Genomic DNA, 18,989 nt, shown 5'->3' on the forward strand with positions numbered 1-18,989 from the left:
GGGGCAGTGAACTCCGGGCCCGCGACCGCCACCGCGTCTCCCGGACGCCTCAGATGCCGGAGAGCGCTTCCAGCAGGTCCTGGAGCAGGGTGTCGTCGAGGGGTGTGCGGTGGGCGAGCTTGTTGCGGGCCCGCCGGAGCGTGCGCAGCCGGCCGAACTGCTCCTCGGTCAAGGCAATGTCCCGGTGCACCGCCGCGGCGTAGAGCTCGCCCAGTTCCATCGAGGCCGGATCCGCAGCCGCACCCCTGGCCTCGCGCAGCGACTGCCGGACGTAGGTGTCGACGAGCCGGGTGACGCCGCGCACCGCTATCTGCGGAAGGATCTCGACGAAGCCGAGGCGGGCGTCGTCGATGAGGGGCAGCAGGATGCGGTTCTGGGCCTGCCAGACCAGCTTGTCGAGTTCGGGGCCCCCGGTCGGCCACCCACCGGAGCGGGGGCTGTGGCGGACCTGCCCCTCCCAGCTGTCGACCAGCCCGGCCGACCACGCCTCGCGCAGGCCGCTCTCGGGGAGCGGCGCGTACGCCGCACCGGGCGCGCCCCGGCCCTGGGAGCCCTGCGCGACGGCGGCGTCCACGGAACGGCACGCGTGCAGGGCGGACGCCAGCTCACCGACCCGGCCGCTCCAGACCCGGCCCAGTTCCACCGCGAGACCGAGGTCGGGCCCGGCCGTCTGCACCACGGTCTCGCGGCGCAGGGCGTGCCGGATGAGCTTCGTCGGCGTCATGCGGCTGTGGGCCTGCCCGAAGCCCGCCCGCGGCATCGCGTCGGCCACCACGGTCGCCGTGTCGAGGTGGCTCCAGACGCCCCACCACCAGTGCGGCCGCGACACCGTTCCGTCGAGGAGGCCCACGGTGTCGGCCTCCAGGTCCTGGAGGCGGGAGGCCACCAGCAACCGCGGACGGTCGCCCGGCCGGAGGCCGGCCTCCTTCACGGCCGCCTGGAAGCGGCGGACCAGCCGGGACACCGCGTGCGGGTCCGCCTCCGTCCAGGCGCGCACGACGAGCACGGGCGTGCGGCGCTCCGCGGCCCCGGTCAACTCGGCGACCAGGTCGCCGTCCAGGCCGAGACTGCGGGCCAGGCGTGCGGCGATGTCGCCGTCTCCGCCGTCCCGGCCGTCACCGTCCCCGCCGTCGCCGACCCGGCCCCCGGGGAACCGGGCGTCGGCGGCGGCTGCGAGCGACGGCCGCCCGGCCCCCGGGAAGCCCCCGTTGCCGGAGACGCCGAACGGGTCCCAGCCCCCGAAGCCGTCGTCGATCTCCAACGCGTCCTCGGAGCCGTGGACCACCGCCCCGCCCCCGCCGCCGGGTTGCTCCCAGAAGCCCCACACCTCCGGCGCGGCCCCGACCGGCACCGGCCGGTGAGCCGTCTCCTTGCCCGGCACCTCCACGGCGTCGTCCAGACCGTGGACCACCTCCGCGACGGCCCGGTCGGCACGGTCCGACTCCACCTCGGCGTCCGGGAACAGCCAGACGCAGCTCAACCCGGCACGCAGGTCGGCGAGCACCCCGGCGCAGTGGCGCCGGGCGCCCGGCAGGTGGCGGACCGCCTCCGGCGAGAGCACGCCCGCCGGATCGAGGATCTCGGTCACACCGCCCTGCCCTGCACGCCCGCCACGGTCCTGAGCGCCAGGAAGGTGACGCTGTCCACGGTGAGGACCTCGCCGTCGTCGTCGAGGACCCCGAGCGCCTCCAGGTCCGCCAGCAGCGCCTCGGCCTCGTCCAGGTCGTCGTCCAGCACCACGGCCAGGTCCTGGGGGACGGCGTGGGCCCTGCCCTGCCGGTGCTCCTCCGGACTGAACATGTCGGCCCAGCCGGCCATCTGCTCGACCCGGCGGTCGGACAGGCCGACCCGCCGCAGGTGCGCACGGGCGAACTCCGGGTCGTCCGTGCGGGACCGCAGCACCGCGAAGAGCCGCTCCCGGGGAGCGCCCTGGAGGTACTGGGCGATGGCCCGCTCGACGAAGCCGGGCCAGCCCCCGGTCGCCTCGATCAGGTTGCGGCGCTCCTGGACCGAGACGAAGGGCTGCTCCGGCCAGGCCCGCAGGCTGGTCGTGTTCCAGCGCTGCGGCTGCGCCCGGAACACCGCCGGGAAGTCGGGACGCAGCGCGGTCAGCGGGTCGACGACGACCAGCGCGCGCCGGCGCGGGATCTCCTTGCCCTCCTCCTCCGAGGCCGAGGTGTACTTGGCGAGCCGCTCGACGTCGGCCCGCACCTGCTCGGCGGGCACGCCCCGGAGGTCGGCGAGGAGCAGGTGCGGCGAGCGCTCCCGGGCCCACCGGGTGACCGTCTGGGTCAGCTCCGCGGGCGCCACGGGCACGACCTGGCGCGCCCGTCCGACGTGCTGCTCGGCCGCCTTGGCCAGGAGGTCGGCACCGAGCGCCGCCGTGGCCGTGATCACCGCCGTGCGCCGGGACAGCGCGTCGTGCCACTGCTCGTCGGTCAGCGGGCTCATCCGCATGACCCGTTCGCGGTCGACGCCGATGGAGCGACGGGCGACGCGCGGGTTGTAGTCGTACTTCTGGGTGAACTCGCTGGTGCGCAGCTCCGCCTTGAGTTCGTCGCGGGTGCCGAGCATGTTGACGAGGTTCGGGCTGCGCATGACGAAGCTGTTGCTCCGGCCCGGGAGCGGGAGGACCAGTCCGAGGCCCTCCATCTCCACCAGGTCGGTGCGGACCTCGTCCACGCCGTTCTGCTCCGGGAACCCGTCGGGCCAGATCCGGTGGGCCTCCTCCTGCAGTTCCTGGGGCGTGTAGCCGCGGGCGTAGCCGTCCGTGAGGCTGCGCAGGGCCAGGATCAGCGTCAGGACCCGGTAGCGGTCCTCCAGGTCGATGGTCAGGCGGAGCCGGTCGCGGATCTTGTCCCGGATGCCTCCGTTCTCGACGACCTTCTGCACGTCGGCGTTGGTGATCCGGGGGCGCCCGCCCTCCGGGGACAGGGCCCGGCCCTGCATCTCCTCGACCAGTCCCTCGCAGACGATCTGGACCAGGTTGGCCTGGTTGTTGGTCAGGGCCAGGATGCTCCAGACCAGGTCGGGGTTCTCGAAGAAGAGCCCGGTCGCGGCCAGCGGCTCGACGACCAGGTCGATCGCGGCCTTCGCCCGCAGCGGACCGACCAGGACCGGTTCGCCGCCGTGCCCGGTGATGGAGTTGGTCAGCCGGTTGTAGCGCTGCACCTGGTGCAGACCCGCGAACACGATCTTGAAGCGGCGTTCGGTGTCGGCCATCAGCTTCATCAGGCCGGTGAGGGTGCGGAAGGTCGACTGCGCCCCCGCCGTCTCGACCGGCCGGGCGTCCGCGTTGAGGAAGGCGTCCGCCTCGTCGGCGAGGAAGAGGATGCGGCGCTCCTCGCTCTCGTTCAGCCACTGCTGGACCTGGTCGCCGATGGCGGTGGCGCTGGCGTGCTCCGAGACGCTGCGGTCGAGCACCCCGGCGGCCTTCAGCTGCTGGGCCAGCACGCTCCAGATCTCCTGCGGGAGCCGGCTGAGCCCGATCTCGGCGAACCGCAGATCGGTGTAGACCGCGACCTGGTTGCCGCCGTGCCCGGTCCGGAAGCTGTCGGCCACCTGCTGGAGCAGCGAGGACTTGCCCAACTGCCGTCCGCCGTACAGGAAGAGGCCGCCCTCGCGGGCCATGATCGTGCGCTTCTCGTCGTCGCGGCCCTTGAACACCTCGGCGGCGACCTGGCCGGCCTGGAACGGCTCGTACGGCCGGTACGCGGCCCAGGGCAGCGTCACCCGCTGCACCGCGCGGAAGGAGCGGGCCTCACCGGCGGCGATCCAGCCGAACACCGCCGGGTCGACGACGATGGCCTGCTGCGGCTTCTGGTGGGAGGCCTGGGCGAGCCGCCGCCGCCCGGCGATGCCGAGCGGCTGCAGATAGAGGATGATGTTGGCCCCGAGCGCGGACTCGGGGAGGTGGCGCAGCAGGGCGTCCGGGCCGACCTCCTCGGTGCCGACGATGAGGACCCGGTAGACGCCCTTGGCGCGGGAGCCGATCCGGGACACGTAGCCCGGGACGTTGTCGCTGATCTCCGCGGTGATCGAGAGCGTCATCACCTGCCAGTCCTTGCGGTCCTGGTCCACCAGCCGGACCGGTCCCTTGACGCTCAGGCCGAGCATCCGCAGCACGCTGGGGACGTGCTTCTGGAAGGAGTTGCGGCGCTCGTTCAGCCGCCCGAGCGACTCCCAGGCGGCCAGGGCGACGGTGACCGCGTCGGTCTCCGCCTGACCGGAACGCCCGCGCGCGTAGTGGTCGAACCACCAGCGCGCGTCGGCCCCGGTGCTGCCGGCCCTGGGCGAGTCCGGGTGGCGCACGCCCTCCAGGAAGGCCGCCAGCTCGGTGCCGATCTCGACGACCTGTTCCGGAATGCGCTCGCCCTTGCGGGCGAAGGAGAGCAGTTCCTCGGCGGTGGCGACGTCGCCGCCGTCGATCAGGGCGCTGACCCGGACGAGGTCCGCCCCTTCGAGCTTCAGCTCGACCAGTTGCGCGCGGAGCTGGTCCGTCTTCTCCAGCATCCTGGCGTTCAGCTGGGCGACGACGCCCCGCACCTGCTCCAGGAGCGGGCGGAACCGCAGGCCGCGGTCCGAGGTCTTGAGGTCGAGGAGCTGGGCCGCCAGTTCGCTCTCCTGCTCGGGGGTGAGCAGGTTCTGCAGGCGGACCTGGGCGAAGAGGATGTCGGCCCGGTTCAGGGCCGTGCCGGCCTTCTCGCGCCAGTGGGCCTCGGCGTCGGCGAGCCTGCGCCGCCACGCGTCCAGCTGGTTCGCCTCGGGTGCGGGGGCGGAGCCCGGCCGGCCGGTGGCCACGAGGTCGAGCAGTCGCCCGGCGATGTGCAGGTCACCGCGGTCGAGGTGGGCGGCGAAGGCCGTCCCCGGGTCGGCCGGCTGCAGGACCTCCAGCAGGGCGTCCAGGGCATCCGGGGCGTCGAGGTCCGGCACGTCCTGGCCGTCGGCCGTCGCGGTCCAGGCCAGGCGCGGCAGGACGAGCAGCGGGTCGGTGCCGGGCGGACCGGCCGGCACCCTGGAGACGCCCGGGGCCGCCCCGTCGTCGATCCAGTCGAGCAGCAGCCGGACCGCCTCCCCGCCGGGGCCCGGGAGCAGCGCCTCCTGGCGCGCCGCCCGGCGGGCGGCGAGCAGTTCGCTCCCGAGGCGGCGGCTGTCGCCGCGCGGCGGCATCTCGGCGACCTGGACCGCCTCGCGCAGCAGCGTCATCACCTCGCCGATGCGCCCGCGCAGCTGGTCCAGGGCGGTGGCGATGATCTTGGTCTTCCGCTGGTTGGGCGAGCTGACCCGGCGCGTGGTCTCCCGGATGATCCGGTCGATCGCGTCGTCCTCCCCGTAGGTGTCCTCCAGGTCCTGGCGGAGCTGTTCCGCGGTGGCGAGGCCGGTCGACCAGGCCACGATCAGGTTGAGGCTGTGCCCGAGCTCGGCGTCGTCCTTGAGCATGGTCTGCAGGACGCGCGAGGCGAGCTGGTACGCCGTCTTGCTGGTCCCCAGCCGGGCCTTGAGCGCCTCCGCGCGGTCCCGCAGGTCCGCCGGGTCGACGGTGTCGTCCGGTCCGAGCCTGGCTTCGTCGCCCGGCTGGAAGGGGACCCCCTTGCGGATCTCCAGGGCCAGCGTCCGGAAGAGCTCGTTCCAGACCTCGGGCAGCCCGGGGAGCTGGGCGAAGTCGTTGACGATCGGGAGCGCCCACCCCGCCTGCAGCCCGCTGCGGACCGCGGCCGCCAGGGCGATGAGGTAGCCGTCCCGGTCGTCCGCGGCCGGCAGCGCCCGGTCCTCGACGCCGACCTGCAGGGATATCGCCGCCTGCTGCCCGGGGGCCAGCCCGAACGCCGACGAGGCGAAGGCCAGGGACCGGCACCGCTCCCGGCGGTCCCGAGCGGCGCGGGTCAGCCAGTACGCCTCGGTCAGCCTGCCCCCGGCGATCAGCTGCTCGACCGGCGAGGCCGTCGCGCCGGTCCGGGTCCAGACGTCGGTCGGCTCGACGGCGACCGGTGCTTCGACCGCCTCCACGGCCGCGGGCGCGGAGGCGGCGGGCGCGGAGGCGGCGGTCGCGGAGGCGGCCGACGGCTGCTTCGGGACGCCGGGCCGGTGGAGGGGCCGCGCCACCGGCTCCGGTGCGGCCGGCGGCCGGCCGGCCTCGACCGGGGCGACGGGCCGGCTCCGGCCGTCCGGCTCCTCGGCGGTCCGCAGGGACGCGCCCGGCTCCACCGGGGCTCCGGCCGCACCGGCGGGCCCCGGCCCGGGTCCGGTCGTGCCGTCGACCACGGCGGGCTCCGCCGGTCCGGCCTCCGGGGCCGCACACGCGCGCTCGGAAGACTCGGAGGGCTCGGAGGGCTCGGAGTCCTCGGAGACCGGCGCGCAGGGGGCGTCCTCGACGGGCGGCACGGGCGGCTCGACCGTGGCCTCCGGCGGCGGCACCTCCCGCCCGGCCACGGGCCGGGGGGCTTCCGCGGCCACCGGTCGCGGCCGCTCCTCCGGACGGGTGGCGTCGAGGGGGCCGCGTCCCGGCTGCCGCTCCTTCAGCGCCCGCAGCTCGCCGATCCGGGCGTTCTTGGCGTCGACCTCCACCTGCAGTGCGCTGCGCACCGCCGGGTAGCTCACCGCCGCGGCCGCCATGGCGACGAGTTCCTCGCGCTCGGCCTCGACCTTCGCGATCTCCTCGTCGACCTTGGCCGAGCGGACCTCCGCCAGGATGCGGTCGAGGTCGTCATGGGTCTGGGCGGGCTCCCACCGGACGTCACCGCCGAGGCCGAGCGCCAGCTCGGCCGTGGCGGTCCGCCGGCCGAACCAGGCGTCCACCGCGGCGGCCAGATCGGCGTCGCGTTGCCCGGCTCCTCGCCGGACGTCCGCCGCCAGGCCCTCCAGCCGGCCGGCCAGCACCTCGCCCTCGCTGCGCAGCCGGTGCGCGGCTGCTTCGAGCTGCTCCGCCAGGTCGTCGGACACCGAGTTCCCCCCGTCCGCGGCGTCGGGCCGCGTGCTGTGCTGATTTCCGTACGGAGCCTCCTGCGAGGCCGTGCCGAGCGCCGGTGCCTCCGCCCTGCTCCCCCGGAGGCGCCGCTTCGGCTCGGGCCAGTCCGCCGAGGTCGCGGCGGCCTCCCACAGGGAGTCCCAGTGCTCCAGGACCCGGCCGCGTTCGGGTGCGTCCTCACCGGCCAGCGGATACCAGTGGAGCGCGAGGCAGGCGAGCGAGGGCGGCAGGGTCGTCAACGCCCCCCGCAGGCACTCGGTGTCCGCGCCCTGCAGCCCCTGCTTCGCGGAGCCGTGCTGACGGGCCATCCGGTCGGCCACCTCGTGCCCGACCTCGGCGATGCGCAGCAGCATGTCCGAGGGTGCCCTGGCGACCCAGGAACGCATCCCGGCCGCACTGGCGCGGGCCTGCCTCGTCGGCTCGCCCTTGTAGGCGAAGGGGTGGCCGTGCACGACGGCCAGGAAGGCGAGCAGGTGCTGAAGGGCGTCCGGTGGCTGACTGGAGAGCCACCGGCGGAGTTCGGGAGCTGACGACACGCCGGACATCTTCACACGGCCCGGAACCCGCCCGCAGCGGAATCGACCAGTTCAGCAGCAGTTCCCGGATTTCAAACATCGAAATTGACAAGAGATCGAACGGAGCTTGACAACGGCCGCCGGGCGCCGGCCGCGCGCAGGTTCCGGGGCTCCGCGACAGGGAAAAATTGGTCTACTCCAATTCTGTCCGGAATACGTCGTCACAACAGGCGTTGGTGTGCCGTTCACTGTTGCCCCCGAGCGGCCGGGTTCACCGGCCGCACGACTGCAGGGTGGAGAAGTCATGCGAAGGGCCGTACGTGGTCTCATCGTTGGGATCGCGGCCGTGATCGGTGCCGGTGTGGTGACGGCCGTGCACGCCGGTGACGGGATGCCGCTGGTCCCCGCCCTGTGTGTGGACGGGTTCGTGCTGGTGAGCTGGTTGTCGATCGCCGCGATGGCCTTCCCGCGCCGGCAGCCGCCGGTCGACCCGGTGGACGACTGCGCGGCTCCGCCGCTGCTCGCCGCCCTCCCCTACCGGGCGGAGAACGAGCCGCGCATCGCCGCGCGCTGGAGAGGGCGCCACTGGCCCTGAGCCCGACGTCGGTAACCGGCCGAGATCACTCCGCGCCCTTCCGGCCGCGGGGCGGCGCCTGCCACGATGGCGCGAGACCCCAGAAGCGAGGGAGAGCCACGGTGCGTACGGTGCGCGTGAGTTCGGCGGTCATGACCCACCCGGTACGCCTGGTCCAGGCCCGTGAGCTGGCCGAGCGCCTCGGGCTGGACGGGCTGGCGCTCGACCCGGAGCCGGACGGTCCGCCCTCGGCCCTCCGGACGGCCCTGGTGGCCTGGGCGGCGGCGGAGACCGGCGGGAGCCACCACCTCGTCGTCCAGGACGACGTGTCCGCCCCGGAGAACCTGGTGGCGCTGGTCGGCCGCGCGGCCGCCCGGTTCCCCGACGAGGCCCTGGTGTTCTACACCAACTGGCACGCGCGCAACGGCGGCGCCTCCCGGCTCGCCGCGCTCGCCGGCGCCTCCTGGGTGCGGGCCGTGCCCGACGAGTTCACGCCGTCGCTGGCCGTCTGCCTGCCGCTCGGCACCGCCGAGGAGTTCCGCCGGTTCGCCACCGGCAGCGCCGAGCGCCACGACGACGAGCTCTTCTCCGTCTTCTTCCGCGCCCGCGGGCGGATGGCCCTGATCGCCGTGCCCAACGTGGTGGAGCACATCGGCACCAGCAGCATCAACGGCCACGCCACCCAGGGGATCCGGCTCGCCGTCTGCCCCACCGACGCCGCCGACGCCGAACCGCTCCTGGAGCACGGGCGCGTCCTGGAGGAGCCGGGCTGGATCCCGTACATGCGCTACGGCGAGGGCTACATCCGGCTGGTCGGCCAGGAGCACGGCGCGGACGGCGGGCGCGGCCACCACCGGTGGCGCGACGCGCTGCCGGCGACCGGCCTCACGGAGCGCGCGGTGCTCGACGCGGTGGCCGAGGACATGCCGGAGGACCTGGCGGCGCAGGTGGCCGGGCGGTTCGGCCGCGACTTCGCCGAGGAGCTGTGGATCCACTGCCTGCTGCTCGGCCGGCAGGCGGCCGAGGCCGCCCGCCGGCTGGGCGACGGCCCCGGCGACGTACCGCCGGCCGCCCTCGCCCGGCTGCGGGACGCGGCGGTGTCCACCGCCGGTCCCGCCGGCCTGCCGCCGGAGCGCCGCCCGGAGGCCGGGCCGGACGAGGTGCGGCTGATGTCGGCCTTCGCCTGGACCGCCGTCAGGGCCGGGGAGAAGTGGCCCCCCGCGTGACCCGGACGGCGGCCCCCGGGCGGCCCACCGGGTGGCCGCCGGCGCGGCCCACCCGGTGACCTCCGGCGTGACCTACCCGGTGACGTCCGGGGTGACCGGGTGGGTGATCCACACCGCGGGCTCCCAGTAGGAGCCGAGGTCCCGCTCGCGCTCGATCCGCAGGGTGGACAGGCCCGCCGGGAAGACGTAGTCGCCGTCCTCCGGGTAGGCGAGGCCGGTCCAGCGCTCCCATTCGGCCACCGTGCCGGTGATCCGCGAGGAACGCTCGGAGGCACCGGCGATCGCGCCGCCGGCGCCCACCTGGGTACGGATCCACGGGTCGAACGGAGCCCCGTCCTCACGCCGCCAGGCCGCGTAACGCTCGATCGGCACCAGCGGGTAGCGGTCCTTCCAGGTGGGCCGCACGGGCACCAGCACCGTCGACAGGCCGGCCCGCCGCGCGACCTCGCGCATCCCGCCGAGGAGCAGGCTGGACAGGCCCCGGCGCTGGTAGTCCTCCGCGACCTCGATGCCCAGCGCGCACAGGGCGCCGGGGGTCCGGCCCGCCTCGCGGTCCGCGAAGGCCCGGGCGATCGAGTCGTCCAGCCCGGGGCCGAGGTCGGCCCCGGTGCCGTCCCAGGTGCGCGGCAGCGAGCGGCCGGCGCCCGCCACCTCCTCGCGCTCGTCGTCGTACAGGACGAACTGGCACTCCGGGAAGTCCGCGAACAGCCGGTCCCAGTAGCCGTCGTTGACGTCGCCGTGCAGGTTGTACTCGGGCACGATGCCGGCGAACCGTTCCGGCATGCGGTCCCACAGTTCGGGCTTCTCCGCGTGGGTCACCACGACCAGGGCCATCTCGTCGTCCTCCTCTTCTCTTCTCGTGTTCCTAGGCCGGGACTTCGACGTCCCAGACGATGACGATCGGCAGCCCGTCCCAGGCCGCGCGGGCCGCGTCCGCGATGAACTCCTCGTAACCCCCGGGCGCCAGGCGGCCGTTGAAGAGCGGCTCATGACAGGCCCGGACCCGCAGCCCGGCCGAGGTGAACGCCTCCAGGTACGCCCCGGGCAGATGGACGTGGTTGCGCACGAACGCGAGCTGGTCGGAGCCGTGCACGAAGACGCACTGCCCCTGGAGGGCGATGACGAACGGGTGCAGGTCCGAGACCAGGATCCGCCCGCCCGGGCGGACCACCCGGGCCAGCTCGGCCACGCCCGCCGCGAGGTCCGGCAGATGGGTCATGGCCAGCGAGCAGACGGCCAGGTCGACCGAGTCGTCGTCGAGCGGCAGGCTCTCCAGGCGCCCGGTGCGGAACTCGGCCTGCGGGGCGCGCTCAGCGGCCTTGGCCAGCATCTCCGGCGACTGGTCCACGCCGATGGTGCGGTGTCCCCGCGCGACCAGCGCGCCGGTCTGGCGCCCGGTGCCGCAGGCGGCGTCCAGGGCTGTGCCCACGGGGAGGGTGTCGACGATCCCGTGCAGCACGGGCTCCTCGACCTCGATGAACGAGTTGGGCAGCGAGTCGTAGATCGTCGACCAGGACGCGTAGCCCTCGGACAGGCCCAGCTCGCTGACGTCGGTGCCCCCGGCCGGCAGCTCGCCGTCACCGGCCACGAAGCGCCGGATGTCCTCGACGCGTTCCTTGAGGAACTTCTCGTCCCCGTCCATGGCGTGGCGCAGCAGCGCCAGGCCCTCGATTCCGAGGACGAGTTCCCTCACCCGGAATTCATTGCTCATGCGAAGCCTCGTTCCTGGCCTGAGCCGAAGGATTTGCGACAGCCGGGCCGGCCCGGCTGAATTCCGGTTACCCGGCCGGGCCGTAGAGGATTCTCCCGGTCCGCTTCGCTGTCCGAAAGGCGGCGCTGAATGTCCGGTTCCACGGCACCGATTGCCGGGAATTCCCGGCACCGCCTACGATGGCGGGCCGAAGCCGCCGGACACCTATTCACCGGCCGCTCGCTCTGCTGGGAGGCGGAATGACAGAGGGATATCTCGGCAGGGAAAGCGTCGTCCCCGGGGAGGAGCTGACCGTCCACGTCTCCACCGACGCCGCGCGGTTCCGGCTGAGGTTCTACCGGCTGGGCGAGGGCGTGGAACTGCTCGCGGAGAGCGGCCCGTACCCGGGGTCGCGGCACCCGGCGCCCCCGCACCCCGACGGCGTGCCGGGCCGGGTCTCGCCCGCCCACGACTGGGACTGGCCACCGCTGACCGTGCCCGTGCCGGAGCACTGGACGCCCGGCATGCACCTGGTCCAGTTCGTCGAGGACGGCGAGGACCCGCCGCTGCTGGACGCCGCGAGCATCGAGGGCCCCGCCCGCGAGTTCTTCGTCGTACGGCCCCGGCGGGCCGGCAGCGGCTCGCGCATCCTCTACAAGAAGTCGACGTACACCCGGCACGCCTACAACCGCTCCGACCGCCCGGGCGAGGAACGCGCCGTCAGCCTGTACGACCACCCGGTGTACCTGCCGGACGGCGATCCCCGCGGGCACAAAGTGAGCCTGCACCGGCCCGGCGGAATCATCGACCTGGCCTACTGGGACGCCCCTTTCATCGCCTGGCTGGAGCGCAACGGCTACCCGGTGGAATTCTGCACGGATCTCGATCTGCACGAGGATCCGGAGCTGCTGTCGTCGTACGATCTGCTGCTCAGCGTCGGCCATGACGAATACTGGAGCGAGGCGATGCGCGACCAGGCCGAGCGATTCGTCCGGGGCGGCGGGAACATCGCCTTCCTGAGCGCCAACACCTGTTGGTGGCGCATTCATCCGACCGACCGGAACACCGCTTTCGTCTCGGACACCGACCACCACGTCGGGGACGCGTATCCGCACCTTCCGGCGACCGACCAGTGGTGGCCGGAGCCGCCGAACGGCGTGGGCCGCCCGGAGAACTCCCTCACCGGCGTGAGTTTCCGCAACGGCGGCATGTGGGCGAGCGCCGAGGGGTGGCCCGGGGACCGTCCGCGCGAGGGGTACACCGTGCAGCACGCCGACCACTGGGTCTTCGCCGGCACCGGGCTGCGCGACGGCTCCGACGGCGGTGAGCCCGACCGGCTCGGCGCGGGCACCACGCTGATCGGGTACGAGTGCGACGGCGCCGCCTACGCCCGGGACGAGCACGGCGTCGCCCGCGCCACCGGCGAGGACGGCACCCCGGACTCCTTCCTCATCCTGGGCATCCACGTGCTCGAACCGGTCCACGAGGACTTCCACGACTTCAAGTGGAGCCACTGGAACGGTCCGGCCCGGGAGGCCGGCATCACCAGCCCCCGGGCCGCGACCATGGGCGTCTACACCGCCGGCGGCACCGTGTTCTCCGCGGGCACCACCGACTGGCCGGTGGTCTGCGGGAACGACCAGGACGCCGGCGTCGTCCGGGTCACCCGCAACCTGCTGGACCGGCTGCGGCACCGCTCGGCACGAGACTGAGCAACTCGTCCAGCCCGCGGATCCGGGCCGCCCCGTCCGGCAGGGGCGGCTCGGAGCCGAGCACCGCCGGGTCGGGCCGGCACAGGTGAACGGCCCGCATCCCGGCCCCGACCGGGCCGAGCACATCGGGCGCCCACATGTCGCCGACGAACAGCACCTGCCGGGCCGGCAGGGCGCACCGCTCCAGCAGCACCCGGTAGATCAGCGGATGCGGCTTGCGCGCGCCCGCCCGGGCGGAGCCCACCACGACGTCGGCCGCCCCGCCGAGGCCGACCTCCTCCAGGCAGTCCTCCAGGTTCCAGAACCAGTTGGAGCAGATGCCGACCAGCAGCCCCCGGGCGCGGAGCTCCCCGAGGACACGGCGGGTGTCCTCGAAGAGCTCCAGCCGGACGGCCTTCATGGCGCGGTCGAGCTCCCCGACCAGTCCCTCCAGTTCCCGCTCCGGCACCCCACAACCGCGGGCCCTGCGCCGGAGCCGTTCCAACTCCCAATGGTGGTACGCGGATTGGCTGACCGAGTGGGCCGCGTGATGCTCACCCTCGGCGGGGCCCACCGTCCACTGGTCGCCCCAGCGGGCGCCCTGGGCGGACAGGCCCCGGCGGTCGAAGATCGCACGGTGTTCGGGCGGCAGCGGCTCGACCATCCGCGCCAGCGTCCCGTAGAAGTCGAAGACGACGGCGCGGACCTGCGGCGGCGCGTCCGGAGAGGCCCCGGACGGCACGACGGGCCGGGCGGGAACCGGAGGCACGGACGGCACCGGCCCGGCCTCAGTACCGGCCGTGCCGGCGCGGGAAGTAGTCCTGCAGCGTGCCTTCCCGTTCGATGTCGACGGTCGCACAGTGCAGCCCGCCGCCGAACGGCCCGACCGCCCGGAAGGGCACCGGCACGATCTCGAAGCCGTAGGAGGACAGCTGCTCCGAGAGCCGGACCTCCTTCTCCTCGATGCACAGGGTGTTCTCGTCGATGTTCAGCATGTTCCCGGCGAGCCACGGGCTGCAGAACGACAGCTTCGGCGGGTGGTCCCAACTCGCCGGCTGCACCGCCTCGATGATCTCCCAGTCGTTGAGCCGGAAGAACTCCATCAGCTCGGCGTCCGCCAGGCGCTCGCCGCAGTGCAGCACCAGGCCGGGGCGCAGCGGCACCCAGGTCGCGTCGATGTGCAGCGGGTGGGTGTTGGTGGAGGTGACCGCGTGCACCCGGTGGTCGGGGAAGTGGCGCTTGAGCCACTGGTAGCCGCTGCGGTTGGTGACGAAGGACAGCTGGACGAAGAGGTCCTTGCCGAAGCGGGCGACGTCGGCGGCGTCGAACAGCGGCTCGGCCTCGGTCAGCACCAGGTCGTAGTCGCGGACCCGGGCCAGCTGCTCCTCGGTCGGCAGGTCGTTGTAGGTGTCCCAGAACTTGGTGTTGTAGGAGGCGTCGGTGAGCCGCGGCTTGGGTGCGGCCTCCCAGCGCATGTGCTCGTCGGAGTCGAACAGGTTCTGCAGCAGGGGCCGGTAGGCGAGGTACTCGTGCCAGCGGCTGCGGTAGGACATGGTCGCTTCCAGGACCTCGTTGCCGACGGTCAGCAGCAGGTCGCGGGGCGGCATGCAGCCGAACATGGAGTCCTGGCTCCACTCGGGCGTGGACACCTTCTGGTTGAAGTCGATCGGGGTGGGGCGGTCCACCCGGATGCCGCGGCGGGTCAGCATCCCGGCGAAGTTGTCGAGCTGCTCCTCCGCCTCGGCCACCATGTCCTCGGGCATCGGGCCGAAGGTGCCCAGGGGGAAGCCGTCCTCGGGGTAGTCCCGGCGCACCGCGGGCTCGGGGGCCTGGACCACGGTGCCCTCGGCGCGTCCGACGATCACGTGGCGCAGCGGGTCCCAGCCGTTCCAGGCGTTGACCCGGATCGGTCGGGCGGCGGCGTCGGGGGTCTCTTCGGGGGAAGTCGTCTGCTCGGACACGTAACAGGCCCTTCGTATCGGGATCACGTGGGTGCAGAGGCCTAACCTGCGGGTACCGCCCGGGAGGCGTCAAGGGTTGATCTCTATGCGGGACACTGAACGTCATCTTCCGGCCGAATGTCTGGACCTCTGCGACTCTTGGCGATCAGACGGGTAATCAGATGGGTACCCCCATAGCGAACTTGGAGACCTCATGGCCATTCGCATGTCCTATCGCCCCCTTGTGCTCACGTTTCTCCTGTCCCTCGCCGCCACCGGCTGCAGCTCCGGGTCGGGTGGCGGAGGCGATGAGGGCGGCAAACTGACGGTGTGGCTGGCGGTGGACGCGCAGGAGAGTTGGCCGCAATTGGTCCAGTCCACCAATGACCGGTTCACCCAGGCCCACCCCGGGGTGCAGGTCGATGTCCAGTACCAGCAGTGGACGACCAAGAACCAGAAGCTGGACGCCGTCCTCGCCGGGAAGAACGTTCCCGACGTGGTCGAGATGGGCAACAGCGAGACCACCAACTACATCGTCAACAACGCCTTCGCCCCGGTGGACCCGGCGCGCTTCGACCACTCGGCCGAGTGGCTGCCGGCGCTCGCCGACGCCTGTCGTGCCAACGGCAAGACCTACTGCGTGCCGTACTACGTCGGGGCCCGGATCGGCATCTACCGCACCGACCAGTTCGCCCGCGCGGGTGTCGCCGGAGCCCCGAAGACCTACCCCGAGCTGCTCTCCGCGCTCGACAAGCTGAAGGCCACCCTGGGCCCCGAGGACCCCAACTACTCGGCGCTCTACATGCCCGGCCGCTACTGGTACGCCGCCATGGCCTTCGTGAAGGACGCCGGCGGCGAGATCGCCGTGAAGGAGGGCGACAAGTGGAAGAGCTCGCTGGCCTCCCCCAAGTCCGTGGCCGGGCTCACCGAGTGGAAGCGGCTGATCGACACCTACTACGTCGGTGACCGGGCCAAGGACAACTCCGACCAGCCGGCCGTGGTCGGCCAGGGCCGGGTGGGCGTCTTCTACGGCAACACCTGGGAGTCCGCCATGGCCACCGACGAGCGCTCCGGCGGCGACCCGAAGCTGAAGGACAAGTTCGGCACCTTCCCCTTCCCCGGCCCGTCCGGCAACCTCCTGCCGCCGTTCCTCGGCGGTTCCACCCTGGCGGTGCCGGCCAAGTCGAACCGCAAGGACCTGGCCTCCGACTGGATCAAGATGTTCACCGACACGCAGTCGCAGAAGACCCTGATCGAGGTGGACACCCTGCCCAACAACACCGTCCAGCTGGCCGAGGTCGCGGCGGGCGGCATCAACGGCCCGGCGGCCCAGGCCGCGGCCACCGGGGGCTGGATGACGCCGTTCGCGCCCGGCTGGACGTCGGTGGAGAAGTCCAACATCCTGCCCGAGATGCTGGAGCGCATCGCCAACAACAAGCAGTCCGTCGAGGAGGCCGCGCGTGAGGCCGACCAGCGGATCAACGAAGTGATCAATGAGCGCTGACCGGCGCCGGCAGCAGCGGCGTCGCCCGCTGCTGCCGTACCTGCTGATCGCCCCCACCGTCCTGGCGCTCGTCCTGGTCCTCGGCTACCCGCTGGTGGACATGGTCGTGCTCTCCTTCCAGGACATGACCCGTGAGCAGCTCTTCAGCGGCGAGGCGCCGCCGTGGGCCGGGCTCGACCAGTTCACCAAGATCCTCGGGGACGGCTTCTTCTGGACGGTGGTGGGCCGCACGGTGCTCTTCACCGCGGTGACCGTGGTGGTCACCGTGGCCCTCGGGCTGTTCACGGCGCAGCTGATGCACCGGGTCTCCCCCTGGGTGCGTGCCGTCATGGCCGGGGTGCTGGTCACCGTGTGGGCGATGCCCGCGATGGTCGCGGCGTCGATCTTCCGCTGGCTGTTCGACACCGACTACGGCGTCACGAACTGGGTGCTGTCCAAACTGCCGGGGGTCGACATGACCCACCACAACTGGTTCATCGACCCCTGGCAGGGTTTCACCGTGATCGTCGCGGTGGTGGTGTGGGGCTCGCTGCCGTTCGCCGCCATCACGCTGCGGGCCGCGCTGGCGCAGGTCCCGCACGAACTGGAGGAGTCCGCGATCCTGGACGGCGCCCGGCCGTTCCAGGTCTTCCGGCACGTCACCCTCCCGGTGATCAGACCGGTGCTGCTCATGGTCACCACGCTGAACGCCATCTGGAACTTCGGGGTCTTCAACCAGATCTGGCTGATGCGCGGCGGCCAGCCCGAGCGGGAGTACTACCTGCTGGGCGTCTACTCCTTCATCGAGTCCTTCGCGGTGAACCGGTACAGCACCGGAGCCGCGATCGCGCTCGTGACCGTCGTGCTGCTGCTCGCCGGATCGGTCGTCTACCTGCGTCAGATGCTCAGGACGGGAGAGCTCGAATGAGGCGTCAACGGTCGCTCGGCCGCGACCTCCTCGGGCTGCTCGTCGCCGCGGTGATCGGCTTCCCCATCTACTGGATGGTGCTCACCGCCTTCCGGCCGGCCTCCGAGATCCTGAGCATGCCGCCGAAGTTCTGGCCGGGCCGTCCCTCCTGGGACAACTTCTCCCGGGCCCTGGGGTCGGAGCTCTTCTGGGACAACGTCCGCTCCAGCGTCGTCATCGGCGTCGGCACCGTCGTGGTGTCGCTGATCGTCGGCACGCTGGCCGCGTTCGCCCTCTCCCGGTTCCGCTTCACGGGCCGCAAGGCCTTCGTCGTGGTGATCCTCGTCGTCCAGATGGTGCCGCTCACGGCCCTGATCATCCCGCTGTACCTGCTGCTGAACGACGCCGGGCTGACCGACAGCCTCAGCGGGGTGATCCTCACCTACCTGGTGTTCACCCTGCCGTTCACGGTGTGGATGCTGCGCGGGTTCATCGACGGGGTCCCGGTGGAGCTGGAGGAGGCGGCCATGGTCGACGGCTGCGGCCGCCTCGGCGCGTTCCGCCGGGTCGTGCTCCCGCTGCTCGCCCCCGGCATCGTGGCCACCTCGGTCTTCGCACTCGTCCAGGCCTGGAACGAGTACGTCCTCGTCTACATCCTGTTGTCCACTCCCGAGAAGCAGACCGTCAGCATCTGGCTGGTCTCCTTCACGACCAGCCGCGGGACCGACTACGGCGGCCTGATGGCGGGAGCCACGCTCACCGCCCTGCCCGTCGTGGTCTTCTTCCTCGTCATCCAGCGCAGGATCGCCTCCGGCCTCGCGGCCGGGGCGGTCAAGGGCTGACCCCTCACGACGAACACCCTGCCCCGGTCGCACCCCGTTCACGTCCACAGGAGGACTCCGTGACGCACGACCGTCTCGATCTCGTCTCCAAGCTCTACCAGCCCTCCGGCTGGCCACGCATCCTTCAGGCGGCCGAAGGGGCCGCCTCCGACGCCCCGCTCGTCGTGGACCTCGACCCGACGACCTTCTGCGACCTCGCCTGCCCCGAGTGCATCAGCGGCAAGCTGCTCAACCAGGGCCGGTTCACCCCCGAGCGGCTGGCCGCGCTCGCGGAGGAGCTGGTCTCCATGTCCGTCCGGGCGGTGGTCCTCATCGGGGGCGGCGAACCGCTCGCCCACCGGGGCACCCGCCAGGTCCTGCGCATCCTCGGCGGGGCCGGCATCGCCGTCGGGGTCGTCACCAACGGCACCATGATCGACAAGAACCTCGACGAACTGGCCACCTACGCCTCCTGGGTCCGCGTCTCCATGGACGCCGGCACCTCCGGCACGTACGGCCTCTTCCGCCCCGACCGCAAGGGCCGCAGCGTCTTCGACAAGGTCGTCGCGAACATGCGGCTGCTCGCCGAGGCGAAGACCGGCGCGCTCGGCTACTCCTTCCTCGTCATGACCCGCCAGGAGCCGGACGGCCGGCTCGTCAGCAATCACACGGAGGTCCTGCAGGCCGCCGAACTCGCCCACGACATCGGCTGCGACTACTTCGAGACCAAGGCGATGTTCGACGACGACCACCACGTCATCCAGGTCTCCCAGGAGATCCTCGACTCGGTCGACGACCAGCTCGCGCAGGCCGCGCGGCTGGAGAGCGACACCTTCCAGCTCATCAACTCCTCGACGCTCACCTCGCTGCGCCGGCACACCGGGCCGGTCCAGCCCAAGGACTACCACCGCTGCGCGGTCGCCGAACTGCGCACCCTGGTCACCCCGTCCGGGGTGTACATCTGCTCCTACCACCGGGGCAACCCGCTGGCCCGGATCGGCGACGCCGTCACCGACAGCCTGGCCGACATCTGGAAGACCTCGGACCGCGGCATCGTCGACCCGAGCCGCGACTGCCGCTTCCACTGCGCGCGGCACCGCTCCAACCTGGAGCTGGAGCTGATAGGACAGGGAACGGGCGCAGTCCCCCCGGGGGAGGACTACGACCCGTTCCTGTGA

13 protein-coding genes are annotated in these 18,989 nt (G+C 72.5%); 7 read left to right on the plus strand and 6 right to left on the minus strand.

Annotation, left to right across the window (positions count from 1 at the left end):
- Positions 1-49 precede the first annotated feature (49 nt).
- A complete protein-coding gene (locus ACFVVL_RS18770) occupies positions 50-1,588 on the minus strand; it encodes a hypothetical protein (RefSeq protein WP_387676518.1) in 1,539 nt (512 codons plus the stop codon).
- Positions 1,585-7,500, minus strand: a complete 5,916-nt coding sequence (locus ACFVVL_RS18775) for a hypothetical protein (RefSeq protein WP_387676521.1) — start codon at positions 7,498-7,500, stop codon at positions 1,585-1,587. The genes ACFVVL_RS18770 and ACFVVL_RS18775 overlap by 4 nt, the downstream gene beginning before the upstream one ends.
- Positions 7,501-7,825: 325 nt before the next feature.
- Between ACFVVL_RS18775 and ACFVVL_RS18780 the strand changes: the two genes are divergently transcribed.
- Positions 7,826-8,074: a hypothetical protein gene (locus tag ACFVVL_RS18780; RefSeq protein ID WP_380290824.1), complete on the plus strand. Its 249-nt coding sequence runs from the start codon at positions 7,826-7,828 to the stop codon at positions 8,072-8,074.
- A gap of 131 nt (positions 8,075-8,205) precedes the next feature.
- The gene (locus ACFVVL_RS18785) at positions 8,206-9,279 is read left to right on the plus strand and encodes a hypothetical protein (RefSeq protein ID WP_387676525.1); all 1,074 of its coding nucleotides are present in this window, start codon (positions 8,206-8,208) and stop codon (positions 9,277-9,279) included.
- A gap of 72 nt (positions 9,280-9,351) precedes the next feature.
- On the opposite strand, the gene ACFVVL_RS18790 is transcribed toward ACFVVL_RS18785, so the two are convergent.
- Together ACFVVL_RS18790 and ACFVVL_RS18795 are read right to left on the minus strand one after the other, a co-directional pair.
- Entirely contained in the window at positions 9,352-10,113 is a 762-nt protein-coding gene (locus tag ACFVVL_RS18790) for a GNAT family N-acetyltransferase (RefSeq protein WP_380290828.1), read from the minus strand.
- Between the two features lie 31 nt (positions 10,114-10,144).
- Positions 10,145-10,990 carry a class I SAM-dependent methyltransferase gene (locus tag ACFVVL_RS18795; protein ID WP_387676529.1) on the minus strand — a complete coding sequence of 282 codons (846 nt, stop codon included), beginning with the start codon at positions 10,988-10,990 and terminating at the stop codon, positions 10,145-10,147.
- Positions 10,991-11,229: 239 nt separating this feature from the next.
- Between ACFVVL_RS18795 and ACFVVL_RS18800 the strand changes: the two genes are divergently transcribed.
- Positions 11,230-12,681 (plus strand): N,N-dimethylformamidase beta subunit family domain-containing protein, encoded by a 1,452-nt coding sequence (locus ACFVVL_RS18800; protein ID WP_387676532.1) that lies wholly within the window; start codon positions 11,230-11,232, stop codon positions 12,679-12,681.
- On the opposite strand, the gene ACFVVL_RS18805 is transcribed toward ACFVVL_RS18800, so the two are convergent.
- Both ACFVVL_RS18805 and ACFVVL_RS18810 read right to left on the minus strand, forming a co-directional pair.
- Entirely contained in the window at positions 12,632-13,429 is a 798-nt protein-coding gene (locus tag ACFVVL_RS18805; protein ID WP_387676535.1) for an HAD family hydrolase, read from the minus strand. The genes ACFVVL_RS18800 and ACFVVL_RS18805 overlap by 50 nt on opposite strands.
- A gap of 19 nt (positions 13,430-13,448) precedes the next feature.
- Complete coding sequence (locus tag ACFVVL_RS18810) at positions 13,449-14,621, minus strand: serine/threonine protein kinase (protein ID WP_380290836.1); 1,173 nt, start codon at positions 14,619-14,621, stop codon at positions 13,449-13,451.
- A gap of 223 nt (positions 14,622-14,844) precedes the next feature.
- Here ACFVVL_RS18810 and ACFVVL_RS18815 point away from each other — a divergent pair, with 223 nt between their 5' ends.
- From ACFVVL_RS18815 to ACFVVL_RS18830, 4 genes are read left to right on the plus strand one after another with little or no spacing between them, the layout of a single operon-like run.
- Positions 14,845-16,104, plus strand: a complete 1,260-nt coding sequence (locus tag ACFVVL_RS18815) for an extracellular solute-binding protein (protein ID WP_380290838.1) — start codon at positions 14,845-14,847, stop codon at positions 16,102-16,104.
- On the plus strand, positions 16,094-17,011 hold the full coding sequence (locus tag ACFVVL_RS18820; RefSeq protein WP_380290840.1) for a carbohydrate ABC transporter permease: 918 nt from the start codon (positions 16,094-16,096) through the stop codon (positions 17,009-17,011). The genes ACFVVL_RS18815 and ACFVVL_RS18820 overlap by 11 nt, the downstream gene beginning before the upstream one ends.
- A complete protein-coding gene (locus tag ACFVVL_RS18825; RefSeq protein WP_380290842.1) occupies positions 17,008-17,832 on the plus strand; it encodes a carbohydrate ABC transporter permease in 825 nt (274 codons plus the stop codon). The genes ACFVVL_RS18820 and ACFVVL_RS18825 overlap by 4 nt, the downstream gene beginning before the upstream one ends.
- Before the next feature lie 59 nt (positions 17,833-17,891).
- On the plus strand, positions 17,892-18,989 hold the full coding sequence (locus ACFVVL_RS18830; protein WP_387676540.1) for a radical SAM protein: 1,098 nt from the start codon (positions 17,892-17,894) through the stop codon (positions 18,987-18,989).

It is taken from the genome of Kitasatospora sp. NPDC058115 (assembly GCF_042884635.1).
In the GTDB taxonomy this organism is placed as follows: Bacteria; Actinomycetota; Actinomycetes; order Streptomycetales; family Streptomycetaceae; genus Kitasatospora.

Excerpts from the sequence above, each read along its gene's own strand:
- ACFVVL_RS18820 (WP_380290840.1), top strand. The coding sequence starts at position 16,094 with ATGAGCGCTGACCGGCGCCGGCAGCAGCGGCGTCGCCCGCTGCTGCCG.
- ACFVVL_RS18825 (WP_380290842.1), top strand. The coding sequence starts at position 17,008 with ATGAGGCGTCAACGGTCGCTCGGCCGCGACCTCCTCGGGCTGCTCGTC.
- ACFVVL_RS18795 (WP_387676529.1), bottom strand. The coding sequence starts at position 10,990 with ATGAGCAATGAATTCCGGGTGAGGGAACTCGTCCTCGGAATCGAGGGC.
- ACFVVL_RS18790 (WP_380290828.1), bottom strand. The coding sequence starts at position 10,113 with ATGGCCCTGGTCGTGGTGACCCACGCGGAGAAGCCCGAACTGTGGGAC.
- ACFVVL_RS18800 (WP_387676532.1), top strand. The coding sequence starts at position 11,230 with ATGACAGAGGGATATCTCGGCAGGGAAAGCGTCGTCCCCGGGGAGGAG.
- ACFVVL_RS18785 (WP_387676525.1), top strand. The coding sequence starts at position 8,206 with ATGACCCACCCGGTACGCCTGGTCCAGGCCCGTGAGCTGGCCGAGCGC.